At 41.6% G+C, this 15,302-nt stretch carries 10 protein-coding genes; 2 read left to right on the top strand and 8 right to left on the bottom strand.

Annotated elements, in window-relative coordinates; translation table 11 throughout:
* Positions 1–11: 11 nt before the first annotated feature.
* Both ACE38W_RS16770 and ACE38W_RS16765 read right to left on the bottom strand, forming a co-directional pair.
* Positions 12–401, bottom strand: a complete 390-nt coding sequence (locus tag ACE38W_RS16770) for a hypothetical protein (RefSeq protein ID WP_375832405.1) — start codon at positions 399–401, stop codon at positions 12–14.
* The gene (locus tag ACE38W_RS16765) at positions 398–1,405 is read right to left on the bottom strand and encodes a sensor histidine kinase (RefSeq protein WP_375832404.1); all 1,008 of its coding nucleotides are present in this window, start codon (positions 1,403–1,405) and stop codon (positions 398–400) included. Before ACE38W_RS16765 ends, ACE38W_RS16770 begins: the two co-directional genes overlap by 4 nt.
* Before the next feature lie 228 nt (positions 1,406–1,633).
* Here ACE38W_RS16765 and ACE38W_RS16760 point away from each other — a divergent pair, with 228 nt between their 5' ends.
* Positions 1,634–4,009: a TonB-dependent receptor domain-containing protein gene (locus ACE38W_RS16760; RefSeq protein WP_375832403.1), complete on the top strand. Its 2,376-nt coding sequence runs from the start codon at positions 1,634–1,636 to the stop codon at positions 4,007–4,009.
* A gap of 10 nt (positions 4,010–4,019) precedes the next feature.
* On the top strand, positions 4,020–4,841 hold the full coding sequence (locus ACE38W_RS16755; RefSeq protein ID WP_375832402.1) for a DUF4249 family protein: 822 nt from the start codon (positions 4,020–4,022) through the stop codon (positions 4,839–4,841).
* 40 nt (positions 4,842–4,881) lie between these two features.
* Here ACE38W_RS16755 and ACE38W_RS16750 read toward each other — a convergent pair whose 3' ends face one another.
* The 6 genes from ACE38W_RS16750 to ACE38W_RS16725 form a co-directional block, all read right to left on the bottom strand.
* Positions 4,882–6,093, bottom strand: a complete 1,212-nt coding sequence (locus ACE38W_RS16750; protein WP_375832401.1) for an alginate lyase family protein — start codon at positions 6,091–6,093, stop codon at positions 4,882–4,884.
* 290 nt (positions 6,094–6,383) lie between these two features.
* A complete protein-coding gene (locus tag ACE38W_RS16745) occupies positions 6,384–8,231 on the bottom strand; it encodes a sialate O-acetylesterase (protein ID WP_375832400.1) in 1,848 nt (615 codons plus the stop codon).
* A gap of 183 nt (positions 8,232–8,414) precedes the next feature.
* Positions 8,415–10,007: a glycoside hydrolase gene (locus tag ACE38W_RS16740; RefSeq protein WP_375832399.1), complete on the bottom strand. Its 1,593-nt coding sequence runs from the start codon at positions 10,005–10,007 to the stop codon at positions 8,415–8,417.
* 21 nt (positions 10,008–10,028) lie between these two features.
* Positions 10,029–10,925 (bottom strand): alpha/beta hydrolase, encoded by an 897-nt coding sequence (locus ACE38W_RS16735; RefSeq protein ID WP_375832398.1) that lies wholly within the window; start codon positions 10,923–10,925, stop codon positions 10,029–10,031.
* A gap of 20 nt (positions 10,926–10,945) precedes the next feature.
* Entirely contained in the window at positions 10,946–13,033 is a 2,088-nt protein-coding gene (locus tag ACE38W_RS16730) for a beta-galactosidase (RefSeq protein WP_375832397.1), read from the bottom strand.
* Positions 13,034–13,060: 27 nt separating this feature from the next.
* A complete protein-coding gene (locus ACE38W_RS16725; protein ID WP_375832396.1) occupies positions 13,061–15,244 on the bottom strand; it encodes a glycoside hydrolase family 3 C-terminal domain-containing protein in 2,184 nt (727 codons plus the stop codon).
* Between the last annotated feature and the right edge of the window lie 58 nt (positions 15,245–15,302).

Genomic DNA, 15,302 nt, shown 5'->3' with positions numbered 1-15,302 from the left:
ATTACTTATTACTACAAAACAAAATAACCTTCTGAAATATTCGAATTGTCTTTCTTTAAGATGTTGGAATATACTCTTGCCATATCAACTCCCTTTTGAAACCGACCATTTCTTGCATCAAAAGAAATATCCGAAAATGATACGCCAATTTCACTTGAATAATATGCTGCAATAAATATAACAAACGTTTCGTACGGAATCTCTTTAACAAAAGTATATCCTTGGGTCTCATCCGCCTGAATATCCACAAACACAATATCTACTTTATATGTACAAAATAATCTTGCAGCTTCAACTGTATTATTGCATGATCCCACCAGTACCAGATCCTTGGATTTGTCGATCAATAATTCAATTGCGTTCGCTATCAAGGGAACATTACAAATTAACAGGCAGGTCATAAAGATATTGTCAAGGTTACGCAATAATTCTCAGGGCCATCCTCGATGATAAGCTGATGCGTTTCCGGGAAAAGGAGTGCTAATCTACGTTTGACATTCATTAATCCTAATCCCCCTGTACTATTTACTGATCCAACCACGGGTTTGGAATTGATGCACTTAAAGAATAGTACATCGTTCCTAACATCGAAATACAGATGCACATAAGAGGAATTTGTTGCATCGTTATTATGTTTCACGGCATTCTCTACAAACGAAATAAATAGCAAAGGTGGGATTTGTACACCACTTAAATTTCCTTCTTTTGAAATAAGTATATCAAAACTATCCCGCCTTACCTTCTCCAAATTTAAAAAATCTTCCAAGAAACGAATATCAGAAGTTAAAAGTACTTTATCCCTTGCACTGTCATACAGTTGATAGCGAAGTAAATCGCTCAATTTCATTAAAACCTGTGAAGCCTTCTCTGGGTCTTTCTTTGTTAAAACATTGGCATTATTTAGCATATTAAACAAGAAATGCGGATTGATTTGATTCTTCAATTGTTCTAATTCCGCATTGGTTTTTGACTGTTCCAATTCATAGATCAATTGCCTGTCCTTCATTCCTTTCTGAAAAAGCTTTATTGAGGACGAAGCAGCCAGCAGGAGTATAGTAAGGAAAGAGAAAAGCGGAATATTCAACCCGTTATTCTTATTAAAAGGATTAAAAAAATAACCACAAACAGCTACTACTAATAGAATACCTATTACCGACAGGCAGTAAGAAATATTTTTATTTCTGAACAAAAACTTTGGCACCAGCACATACATATTGATATAAAAAAGCAGGATAAAATATGCAAAAATTACAATTGGATTGTCTATTACAGTGGTACTATTGTATAACACAACACCTAAAAAAATAATAAAAATAGAATGGCGGTATACCCTGAGCCTGGAGGAGGTCAGGAAACGGAAAAGCGCGTTTTCGTTAATAAGCCGTTGATTGGTAAAATCATTCATTTACAAAATAGTGTATAGCAAACTTAACAACTAAGGGATTTCTTCTGCCGGTTTTTATACAAATGCCCGGACTTTTTATACGAAAGCAGGTAATGCAGGAACGTATATAACAAAAAATATATTTAGTAGTAAGGTATGCTACTTTGCTATAAAAGATACAACGTTTGGTATAATTAAAAAAGGTCGATGAGCCAAAGGAATAGTTTTGTGTCGTTAAATCGATATTAAATGATGAGCTACAAGGTACTTTATACCATCCTATTATCAACTATTTCAATTTGTGCCAACTCACAGGAGAAAGTTACGCTTAGTGGAATAATCAGTGCAAAATTAAATACCGAAACAATAATTGGCGCCAGTATTTTCATCGCTGAAGCAAAAGTTTCAACTATTACCAATGCTTATGGTTTCTACTCTATTACCCTGCCTAAAGGAGAATATACAATAGTTATCAGTTGTTTAGGATTTGAAAATATTGAAGAACACATTATCCTCAACGGAAACATCAAGAAGAATTATTCGATGCTTGACAAAAGTAAAACATTAAATGAAGTAGTCATCAGGCACAATAATTCAGTCAGCAACATTCGAAAACCGGAAATGAGTGTGAATAAACTCTCTATTGCCACTATAAAAAAAATGCCGGCAGTTTTAGGGGAAGTAGACGTTGTACGGGCTATTTTACAGCTCCCAGGTGTTTCCAATGCGCAGGAAGGATCAACAGGATTTAATGTCAGAGGCGGTTCTGTGGATGGCAACTTAATACTCTTGGATGAGGCCACAGTTTACAATACCTCACACCTTTTCGGATTCTTCTCTGTTTTCAATTCTGATGTTATCAAAGACTTGAAATTATATAAAGGTGGAATACCGGCAAATTTTGGCGGACGCACCTCATCTGTGCTCGATATCTATCAAAAGGAAGGGAATAATAAAGACTTTCACCTGACAGGTGGTATTGGCGTGGTTTCGAGCAGGCTAATGGCGGAAGGACCTATTGTAAAAGATAAAGGTTCTTTTATAATTGCCGGCCGGTCTTCCTATGCTCAGCTGTTTATGAAAATGGCTAACAATTCCAATGCGGTTTCTTTCTATGACCTGAATGCCAAATTGAATTACAAGATTAATGATAATAACAGGGTTTTCTTATCTGGATATTTTGGAAAAGATAACATGGACTTCAACAATTTCTTTAGCAATAACTATGGAAATTCTTTCTTCAACCTTCGTTGGAATCATCTCTTTTCTGATAAATTCTTCTCCAATGCATCCATCATTTACAGCAAGTATGATTATGGTCTGAAAATAAAATATGTCGGAATAGACTGGGTTTCAGACATTCGAAACTTCAATCTGAAATATGATTTTAATCATCACTTATCTGACAACCTTGTACTGAGTTATGGCTTTAACGCTATATATTATAAATTCAATCCAGGAACCATTAAACCATTAGATGCCACCTCCCCCATTAATCCCGATCAGATTGAAAAAAAGTATGCCTTGGAAAATGCATTATACTTAAGTGTAGAACAAAAGTTCACCGATAAAATCTCTTTAAACTATGGCCTGCGATATAGTAATTTCCAACGGTTGGGCGAACAAAACATAAATAATTACGCACAAAACCAAGCCGTGGTTTTCAATCCCGAGTTACAAATTTATGAGGCTGGGACACCTATCAGCACCACGCATTACAACAAAAACGAACGGATTAATACTTTTGGAAATATAGAACCACGCCTGGCAATAGTTTACGCCATTAACAATGACCAATCCGTAAAGGCGAGTTATAATCGTATGTGTCAATACATCCATTTAATTTCTAACACGGCTTCCGTATCACCGCTCGACATCTGGGCGCCGAGTGACCAATATTTAAAGCCTGAAATTCTTGACCAGTTTGCAGTTGGATATTTCAGGAATATAAGCGATGGAAGATATTCATTGGAAACAGAAGCTTTTTACAAGAAAATCAAGAACAAAGCGGATTACATTGATGGTGCGGAGTTGATTGCCCAAAAAGCGTTAGAGCAAGTATTACTCAACGGGGAGGCAAGATCGTACGGACTCGAAGTGATGCTGAAGAAAAATACCGGAAAACTGACAGGCTGGCTTTCCTACACACTTTCCCGGGCAGAACAGCGCACACCAGGTAGAAATGCCTCAGAACCCGGTATTAACAATGGGAAATGGTATCGGGCCAATTACGACAAAACACATAACCTTTCCCTGACCGGCGCCTATCAACTAACCAAGAAATGGGGCCTGGGTGGCATATTTACCTATCAAACAGGGAAAGCTGCTACTTTTCCTATCGGCAAATATGAATATCAGGGTATTACTATCGGAAATTATGGTGTACGAAATGGCAATTCATTACCAGCCTATCACCACTTAGACCTTTCAGCCACCTATGTTCCCAAACCTGATAGTAAAAAAAGATGGAAAGGTGAATGGGTATTCAGCATCTACAATGTTTACAACAGAAGCAATGCCGCAGCGCTGATGTTTGAGCAGAACAAGGAATCAGGACTTAGTGAGGCAACGAGAATATCTATTTTTGGTATCATCCCCGGCGTTACCTACAATTTCAAATTTTAATGCGAATAACATGAAAAATAAATTTAAATGGGTACTGCTGTTATGCTGTCTTTTTCAGTTGTCCTGCAAAAAAGTAGTAGATGTGGATTTAGAGACAGCACCGCCAAGACTGGTAATTGATGCATCAATAGATTGGATTAAGGGCAGCACCGGAAATGAGCAAAAAATAAAACTCACCACCACCACAGGATACTATAGTTCTACATTCCCAACAGTTTCAGGGGCTAAAATTAATATAACAAATTCCCAAAATACAGTTTTTAATTTCATAGAAAATCCTGGCACCGGAGAATATGTCTGTACTAATTTCCTTCCGGAAATAGGTGAGCATTATAATTTACAAGTAGTGTTGAATGGAGAAATATATACTGCTAACGAAACTTTCATAGATGTACCAAATATAGAAAATGAAATTGTCCAAAAAAACAATGGTGGTTTTAGTGGAGATGCCATTGAAATTACCTTCTCTTACCAGGATAATGGTAATGTCGACAATTATTATTTACAACGTATTGTCTCGCCTGTATCAAAATTCCCGGACTATAAGGCCGAAGATGATAAGAACAGTCAGGGCAATCTAATCAGGGGGTACTTTTCCGACAAGGACCTCAAGGCCGGCGACAAGCTAAACATCAGGCTGTATGGTATTTCCAGAAGATACTATGATTACTTCAGAAAAATATTAACAGCATCCGGAGCTGGCGCCGGCCCTTTTCAAACAACACCCGGCACAGTAAGAGGTAATATTGTCAATCAAAGTCACCCCGACAATTTTGCTTATGGATATTTCAGGTTATCAACAGTAGACTCAAAGGATTACACTATTAAATAATGTAGGCGTGGATTAGTTAGATTGCAGCTTGTGCTATGGACTATTTGAGTGAAAAAGTGAGGGTTCCATAGCCAAGCTGATCATAACCGCCGCTGTTAGGCCCATAATTACCTCCTCCACCTTCCGGTCTTACTTTCTGCGCCATCCGCGTACAGTATGGTGCGGCCAATCCTTTACGATTTACATAATGATTGTAGACCAGTTCCCACACCGGTCTGATGTTACCACGACTGCCGCTGCTGATAATATCCTGTACTACACCAACACAATTTGTGTAGGGTTTAAAAGAAACTGAATCACCGAGGTTGTATGCTGCTACATACTCTGCCCCTTTTAGAAACCTGTTATTATCGTAACCATACATGTCATCTCCCTGATTCCATGCCATTTCACAGAAAGTGCCCATCAGGCCAATTCCCAGCGTTGTATGGCCTTGATCCCGTCCACTCTCCTGCCATTGCCCCAATCCATCAGGATGAATAAAGTAAACTGCATTTTCTATGGCGCCGTTCCCTGTTCCATATTTGAAATAATGAATGGCTTCGTTATATAGGTCTCTGTTATCACATAAGATCCCTGTTGCCAGAATGGAATTCATCACGCAAAGGTCCCAGTTTGCATAGAAATGGCTCATGCACTTTTCCTTTCTGGAAAGAAAGGCATGGTTCATAGGATAAAAAACATTCAGCATCATTTTCTGGAATCTGGCGAAATCCGCTGTAGCCCAGCCCGGATAAGATCTCATTATTTCAGCAGCGTTTGCAAACTGGTAGCCATATATTCCTGCCGCCAGGTTTGCATCGTTGTTACCGCCGATTGCCTTTAATCTCCCAGACCATGCATTCATGATTTGTATTGATTTCTCTGCATAATCTTTATCTCCGGAAATCTTCCATCTCAACGCTGTAGCGTATGCTGCTGCAATGTCGTTATACAGCTGCCCGTAATTTTCTCTATGAACGCCATCACTGCCGCGATAAACAGTATCCACCGGATTTGGTTGCCAGCTAAGCGCGCTATGCGGATTAGCCAGGAGCTGGTTCCAGCCGGAGATCCAGGGTTCCGCGCCCGCTCCTACCTTACTTTTCATTCGGTCGAAATCCGATGCTTTGTGCAATAAACCGGGATGCACGAATACGGTATCGTGGTTATTCAATACCTCCTTTTGCGCAACACTAACAAACTCCCGTCTACAGGACGTTACCAAGGAAAATAATATTACGCCAATAGCAAATAGTACGCTCGTTTTCACTGGGCTTTTTTTTAATTGTTACAATGACAATAATTCAGGATTATATCTTGACAAGTTGTTTGCCAGAAATGATTAATACTGATTAATTTAGTATTAAAATTTGCAGCTGTCATACCAGCCCGGCAATTTCCGTTGAAACGTAATAACAATAGTGATCGCGCCGCAATCCTTCAGTGTATTTTCAAAAAATGTAGTAATTATAAAAGCCTTCAGATTAAACACCTGAAGGCTTTTATAATTAATGGACTCTCAAAAAGCTGGTTTAGCTAAGTATTATTATTACTTCATGTCTATTCTTGAGTGGTAATTTTCCAATTATCAGTCCTAAATGGAACAGCGGGCAAACCTTCCTTATTGATAAGGTTACACGCTGGATTATCTGCCCATGCATATCTTACTGCTACCGGATCAATACCTTCATCTGCGAAAACAACCACCTGGTTCCCTGCAATTACGGCCTTGGCATGCTGAAAACGTCCGTCTTTGCCAGCAATGGTAAAACCCGTAAGAGATGCTCCATCTTTAGTGGCAAGTCCAGACCCCGTATCAGTAAAGCTTATCCGTATACTATTGCCTTCCTTCTGCGAAGCTTTGTACAATGGCCCGGAGGCAACAATAGATTGCCCGTACGCCAGTTTGTTGGCTAATAATGCTAAACGGCGGCCAACTTCCTGCTTATTCAAAGGATGAATACTTTCTGCATCCCCGATATCGATAGCACATGCCATAGCCGTGTTTTCCTGAGATAAGGTCAGCTTTTGTGCTTCTCTTAACGCTGCCCAATCACTTTCTCCAGGTACAGGTTTTGCTTTATGGAAATTGGCCAGCTGAACATACAAAAATGGAAAATTTCCCTGTTGCCAACGCGCTCTCCAATCTTTAATCATCATAGGAAATAAGGTCTGGTAATTATATGCGGCAGATACATTCGCTTCTCCCTGGTACCAAATGACACCTTTCATCCCAAATGGAATAAGCGGGTTTATCATACCGTTATAAAGTAGCGAAGGGTAAGTTTGATAATTTTGAATCACTGGCAGCGCTGGTTCAAGACCTGACTTAAATTTCCATTTTCCTGCCAATGAAATCCTGGAATTGCCTTCAGTAATATAAATATCATCTGCAGGAGGATTCAATCCTCCCCCACCCCATAACATGGCTATTCTGATCGTCACCGTATTTTCTTCTGTTCTAACCAAACTTCCCGGCACTTTAAATGTGTGAAGGGGCGCTGCATTCCAAACATTTTTGCATATTTCCGTGCCATTGAAATAAATCGAATAATTCATCTCCGGATGGCCAGCATTCAGTGTCAGCTCTTTTTCTGCAAACGATGCCGGGAGTACGATTTTTTTCCGCATCCAGACGATCGTTTCTGCAGGCTTAATGCCCTGGTCTTTCAGCAATCCTGGCACGTTCATTTCCTGCCAGTCCGCATCGTTGTAATCAGGAGCGGAAATCTCTTTTTCTGCAGCAGCTGGTGGCTGATACAGCAACTGCCAGAAGCGAATGGTATTCAGACTATCAGTTACAAAATCCGCTGGTACTGGCATGCTTCCCTCCGCAACCCGGCTACTGGTGAGTGATGAGGTGAGCAGTTTATCACGGCTTGTCCAGGCTTCTACCGGTGTGCCGCCCCAGGTACTTTGTATAATGCCCACAGGAACATTTTGATCTCGATGAATTTTCCGGGCGAAATAGTAAGCCACTGCCGAAAAGTCTTTCACAGTTGCGGTATCGCAAACCTTCCATTTTCCAGATAAAATATCTGGTTGTTCTTTTACTTCTATATCATGGTCTACCACAAGAAATCTAATCTCAGGGAAACCCGCATGTTCTATTTCTTCCCTGGCATTACCCGCCTGCTGTACCTGCCATTCCATATTCGACTGTCCGGAAGCCAGCCATACATCTCCAATAAGAATACCTTCAAGGATAATAGTAGCTGCAGGATTTCCGCTCGATATTATCTTGAGTGTATAAGGGCCACCAGCTTTAAGTTTAGGGAAATGCACCATCCATTTCCCATCCTTACCCGTTTTAGTATCGACAGTTTCTTTGCCCAGCTGTGCTTTAATAGAGGCGCCGGGTGTGGCATTGCCCCAAACAGGAATTAAAATATCTCTTTGCAAAACCATGTTACTTCCAAATACTTTTGGCAGAGACAATTGGCCAAAGCAATAGTTATGACCGAACAGGGGTAATGTAAAAACTATTAGCAACAATACTATTCGCCAGATTTTTGATAAGCAAAACATAGTTTGAAATTATTTATTTTGACATCATCTTTTTAATACTTTCAGCTTATCCAATCGAGCCAGTTAGAGCCGGATGATATTGAGGAGGAATACATCGTTCTCACGGATATCCAGCTCTTTTGTAAAAGGAAGACCAGCTTTAACAGCTACCATTTCCCTGGATACAGGAGCACCATCATTTTGTTTCTTTATTTGTTCTACCTGTTGCTTATTAAGCTGGGCAGGCTTGCCAAGAGAAAGATAAGAAGTATACGCATCGTTGTTACGGTACCCAACCTTGTATATTTCAAGTGCATAATTGCCTTCCGGAACATTCGCGATACTAACTTTTAATTTCCCTTTAGAGAACGCAGGAAGATCACGAACATAATAATCCTGGTTATGTACGGAATCGCCAGGATGCGTATTGGTAAAGTCCCAGGCCAGCACCTGTATATTACCCACTGAATCCTTGCATACCCATGAAGTAGAATCGTTGTTAACTAATTCCGTGTTTCCCAGCCTGTTCATAAACTGATAAGCGTAGAACACCGGTTTATTGATACCCTGCGTACTTAGCATACCAAATCCGCCGTGGAACGGCGTAAAGCGAGGACCTGCCTCCTCGAATATATCTGTAAACACCCAGTACGACATAGAATTGGCAGCATTACCTACCTGTTTTATCTTTTGCAGGACGTATGCCGCTTCGTGATAGCTGTCATGAATAGGGTCTGCAGGCGTATAGGATGCACTCCATTCGGTATAATGAAGCTCCAATTGAGGCATGGTAGAATTGGTAATTTCTTTGCGGGATTGCAATACATCACCACTGACACTCATAGGATTTTTGTCCAGCACCGTACCAGAACGGCCAAATTCATCCAGGTATCCCTGCTTTACACCATAGGCATGTGTGCTGATAAAATCTATAGGCACCTGATGTTTCTGGCAGTAGGCAATCATTTCAGGTTCCCAGGCAGCACCGGCTGTACCAGGGCCTCCAACACGATAGGACGCATTCACACTTTTGATTGCTTTTGCACTATAAGTATATAATTTGAAATAGTCATCTTGCGTGCCTGCCCAGAAACCATCTAAGTTAGGTTCATTCCAGACTTCAAAGTACCAGGTCTTTACTTCTTCGGCACCATAGCGTTCCGTAAAGTGACGGGTTAGATTTTCTACCAGTGCTCCCCACCTTTCATAATCTCGGGGTGGGGTAACATTTCCACGCCACCAGAAGATAGTTTTGGGGCCACTTGCCAGTGCCGATGGCATAAAACCCAGTTCCACAAATGGTTTCACTCCAATACTATGTAAAAAATCAAATAGTACATCAATATACATGTAGTTATATACCGGATTCCCTTTATCATCCTGAGTATACACTGCCATGTCGTCCGAGAGGAGGCCATGCATACGAATATATCTGAAACCACATTCTTTCTTTACATAAGCCAGCTGTTGCTGCCAATCGGCTCTGAGGCCTTCATTAGCGCGTCCGGCACCCACACACTCATTAAACATGGTATTGAGCTTACCGGATGATTTGTTAAAATCGATATTAATGACACGCGACGGAATACCTGCCTGCTGGTCTTTTTTCTTTTGTGCATGCGATGATCCTCCAATAGCCATCAGCAGGATCATTAACAGTCCTATATTTTTCTTCATTTTTAAAAATCATTTAATGGTTCATCTTCCACTGAACACCTGCTGGGCAAACAAGAACAGATTACGGTCCCACTCTCTGTTGTCGTGTGCATAATTGCTTACTGTCCAAACATGCGGTATATCATTTTCTTTGAGGTACTGATGTACCTTTTCGCTCACCCAGAAAAGGCCATCCTTATCTCCACAACCGACCCATAAGAGTTTCAGGTTCTTCCTGGCACTTTTCATATCCGGGATGAATTTGACATCATTATACATTCCACCAAACATATTGGTATTGGGCGCCGATGAAAAACCACCTACGTAGGCAAAGGTCTCCAGATGATAAAGGCCGATATTAAAGGATTGGCCGCCACCCATCGACAATCCTGCCAGTGCGCGATATTTACGATTACTGATAGTGGAATAATGGGAATCGATATAAGGGATGATATCTTTTATTAAATCATCTTCAAATGCTTTTCTATAACCTTCAAAATTATCCGCTTTTCCAGAGCGATTAGCCGCAGTGGTATCATCCACCGTTAACCGGGCATCACAGTTAGGAAAAACAATAATTACAGGTTTCATTTTACCATCTGCAATAAGATTATCTGCAATATTATCTGCCTGGCACCATTCTGTCCATTGGCGATAATCGGCTCCAATCCCATGCAACAGATAAATAACAGGATATTTCTTCGCAGGGGAATATCCCGGTGGCGTATACACGCTCATTTCCCGGCGTTTGCCCAATGTTTTGGAATCGTATTGAACGATGCTCAGTTTTCCATGAGCGATACTATCGCGCTGCATGTTAAAACCAGCGGGGGGCGCAGGGAGGGTTGTGATAGGCTCAGCACTGACAGTTTTCACATTTTGTGCCGGGCAACTATGACCAACCGCAATAAACAATATGGCTGCAAATAAAAATTTCATTGTATTATTTTTTTTAATTTTTACTCATTCCAAACCAATACGCCAGCAGGTTCCAGCGTTTTATTCCCTATCAGGATTTTCGCATTTGCCGGCAATTTCATTTCATAATTTTCAGAAGAATAATTAATTGCCACATAAAATCCATCTCGCCAATAAGCATATACGCCAGCTGGATAATGCGCTACCTCAGCACCTACTTCCTTATAATTCGTTTCCAATATTTCCTTTTCCAGCTTCATGTCATCCGTTACCACGCCAATATAAGTTACGGTGCCTTTACCTATATTTCTTTTTACAACAGCAGTGGTACCTTTGTAAAACTGGTCGTTGTAACTTGCCAGGATAGTAGTGCCATCATCCACTTTTAGCAGATCTCCCCAGATATTCCAGGGATAATGATTCTGGCCGGAGAGCACATCACCCTTGCTATAGGGTATAATCATATCACTGTTGGTAATATGCGCACCAATCAATGCTGATAGCGGTGCTGCCGTTTCTCCTTCCCAGAAATGGCCGTTACGGTCCATGGTAGCGGTACGGCAGGTAATGATCAGATGGCCGCCCTGCTCCACATACTGTGTCCATTTCTTTATTAGCGCCGGATCTGCCATTTCATAAGCAGGAATGATGACAACCTTGTAGTCAGATAAATTTGCGTTTTCATCGACAACATCTACTGGCGCACCAAAAGATGCAGCTATTTCCATGAATTTAACTGGGTAATTCCATGAATCCCAGCGCACATTCTGCTTTTGTCTGTCGATAGTCCAATAGTTCTCCAGGTTCCAAACGATAGCAGTTTTTCTTGCTGCCAATTGCTGTGGCAATGATGTGCCAGGCTTATACAGCTGCCTTAATTGTTTGATTTCCTTGTTAAATTGAATGTATTCTTCCCCGCCTTGCGAAGGCGTTATACCATCGGTCTTAATCACTGCCCCATGGTATTGCTCTGCGCCATAAAGAACCTGCCGGAAACGATAAGAGCAGGCGAGTTTACCGCCCGCAGCAAAACTATGATACAGCCACATTCTGACAGTACCCGGTAAAAGCAAAGAGGCTTGTGTTGCCCAATTAGTAGGCCCTGGCTGCATTTCCATTACACCGCTCACCCCACCTACTGATTTATAATATTCGGAAGCAAACAACAGTGTTTTACTATCTCCTAATCTGAAGCCCAGACTACCATTATTGCCGGCACCTCCATTGGGATAGGCCGTATAAGCCGCGAAATCCAGTTTCTTGGTCAGTCTTGGATTCGCAGCAGGACTGATAGCTGTATAATTAGTGGTAATGTATTGGTTTGGAGAGATGTTTTTTCTTAATGCTGTTGCCTGAAAATCCAGGAATGCCGCCTGCTCATCAGCGGAATACCTTTTAAGGTCGAGCAATGCATGTGGGTTATTTCCCCACCAGTTCACCAGAGTGAGGTTAGGAATAATTACCTGGTTGAAACTATTGTATCGCTGGCTCCAGAATGCCGCTCCCCAGGCGGCATTCAAGGTTTCAATAGTTTTATATTTACGTTGCAACCACTGCCTGAACGCTTGCTGCGCTGCCGGACTATAATCCGTTTTTGCATCCGGCTCATTGTCTAACTGCCAGCCCACTACGTTTTTATTCTGTCCGTAATGCTTCGCCAATGCAGTAACAATTCTTTCAACAAAGAACTTGTATTTCGCATTTGCATTTGAGCCAAGACCACGGGTACCATGTTCTCCACGTATATAATTCCCATACATGATATAGGTTTCCGGGTACTTCTCCCCCATCCAGGCCGGCATGGTAGCAGAAGGTGTGCACAGCAGTACTTTCAGGTTATTTTTCTCACAAATACCAACAACCTTATCCAACCACTTAAAGTCGAATTTACCCTCTTCCGGCTCCAGTCGAAACCATGCGAATTCTGCAAGGTGCACGAACTCATATCCCATGTCGGCAATTTTCTTTATATCCCGCTCCCATTGCGATTCGTCCCAATGTTCAGGATAATAGTAGATGCCAGTGGTGATCAGGTCTTTTTCAGGAAAAAACTTTTTGATCTCCTGTGACTTTGCCTTAAACCCTGTTATTAAAATTGCTAAAAAAGCAATGACGATACGTTTATTCATCTGCAAAACCTTTTTCAATAATCAAGTTTAGTCTACGGATATTTTTGTTGTAGATGAAATGCTTTTTGAAGAGTTGCCAACTTGTAATACAAACTCACCTGGCTCTACGTTCCAGGCTTTTTTAGCTTCATCATAAAATGCCAGATCAGCAACTTTAATTGTCAGTTCAACAGTTTTTGTTACTCCTGGTTGCAAGGTAATTTTATCAAAAGCCTTTAGTTCTTTTTCGGGGCGCATTACGGAGCATACCGGATCACTTACATAGAGCTGCACTACTTCCGCTCCTTCGCGGGCGCCTGTATTTTTTAAAGTGCAGGTAACATGAATCAAATCTCCGTTCTTATAATGCTTTTTGTCTGTTGATAAATTATCTATTGAAAAGCTGGTATAGGAAAGACCATAACCGAATGGAAACTGCGGAACGATTTTCTTTGTATCAAACCAGCGGTATCCCACCAGGATGTCTTCTTCGTAATTTACACGCAGGTCTCTGCCAGGAAAGTTACCTAACGCATGTGCAGGCGACTGGTCCAGCGATACCGGCAAAGTAAATGGCAGTTTTCCGGAAGGATTCACTTTACCACTCAGCAGGTCTGCCACCGCATTACCTGCTTCCATTCCTCCATACCAAGACCATAGTATTGCTGGTACACGTTGTACGATGCCAGATAATTTCACAGGAGAGCCGGCAACAATTACTACTACTGTTTTAGGATTTGCTTTGGCTACTTCACGGATGAGCACATCCTGGCCATAAGGTAAATCCATATTCTGTTTGTCGGAAGATTCGGTATCAAAATCATGGTTCAATCCACCGAAGATGATAACTACGTCTGACTCTTTTGCTACCTTTACCGCTTCGTCAATTAATTTCCAATCGATTTTATCGGTGCTAGACTGGCCAGCATTGCTGCCTTCCTTGAAAGTGGATTGTTTTTCATACCCTTGTGCAAAATTAATTTTCACATCAGCACCGAACTTTTTTCGTATAGCCTCCAGCGGTGTAATTTCATATAGTGCTTTTATCTCGGAACTGAGGCCACCATTACAATGTTTGCGGGTAGCGTTATCGCCGATAACGGCGACGGATTTTATTGTTTTGAAATTCAGCGGAAGCAGGTTATCGTTATTCTGCAATAGCACCGCCGCTTCTGCGGCATCGTTATAGGCCGCCTGCTGATGTGCTGCTGTATTCATTGTTCCTTTTGCACGTTTTGCTTCATCAAACATTTTTGTGGCAAACATTACGCGCAGGACATTGGCTACCTTTTCATCGACCACGGATAAGGGTACTTTTCCTTCCTTTACAGCGCTTATTAACGGATTAGCAAAATACCAATCATTATAATCTGCTTTATCTGTTCCCATTTCCAGATCCAGGCCTGTTAAAGCAGCTTTCACTGTTGTGTGGGCAGCCGACCAGTCGGTCATCAGCACACCTTTAAATCCAAACTCATTACGAAGGATATCCCTGTTGAGGTATTCATTTTCTGAACACCAGTCGCCTCTGAATTTATTATATGCTGCCATTACGGTGTAAGCATTTCCTTCTGTTATAGCGGCTTTGAATCCTGGCAAATAGATTTCACGTAAGGCACGTTCACTCATATGCACATCTACAGAGTCTCTGTGTGTTTCCTGGTTATTGGCCAGCCAGTGTTTTACACTGGAAGCAACATCTTTTGATTGCAGGCCTTTGATATAAGCCACGGCCATGCGTGCCACCAGTACAGGATCTTCACTGAGGTATTCAAAATTCCTTCCACAGAGTGGTGAACGAATTATGTTAACACCTGGTCCCAGCAAGACATCCTTCTTACGGAAACGAGCTTCTTCTCCGAGCGCGAGGCCTCGTTGATAGGCCAGTTGTGGATTCCACGTGGCCGCCAATGCTGTACCGGGAGGAAAGCAAGTAGCTGAATCATTTGTCCAGCCGGCATATGCCCAGTCGTGGCGGTTTATTTCTGCGCGCACGCCATGAGGTCCGTCGCTCAATGCCCATTCAGGAATTCCCAGGCGTTTGATACCTGCTACATAAAATTTTGAATTGGCATGCAATAGGCCCACTTTTTCTGCGAGCGTCATCTGGCGCAGCAGCGACTGGATCTTTTTCTCCTGATTCATATCATTTGCCGCCAATTGTGCGCTGGCTGCACCGGACATCAACAGTACTGTTACACCAAGCACCATCTGCCTTACGATTCTTTTCATTTTCTTCAATTTTCTATATCAATATTTACTTTTATCAATTGCTTGCCAACTGCTGCCT

It is taken from the genome of Chitinophaga sp. Hz27 (assembly GCF_042263525.1).
Classification (GTDB): domain Bacteria; phylum Bacteroidota; class Bacteroidia; order Chitinophagales; family Chitinophagaceae; genus Chitinophaga.
The sequence above is the reverse complement of the archived record's forward strand: the minus strand, read 5'-3'. Positions and strand labels throughout refer to the sequence as shown.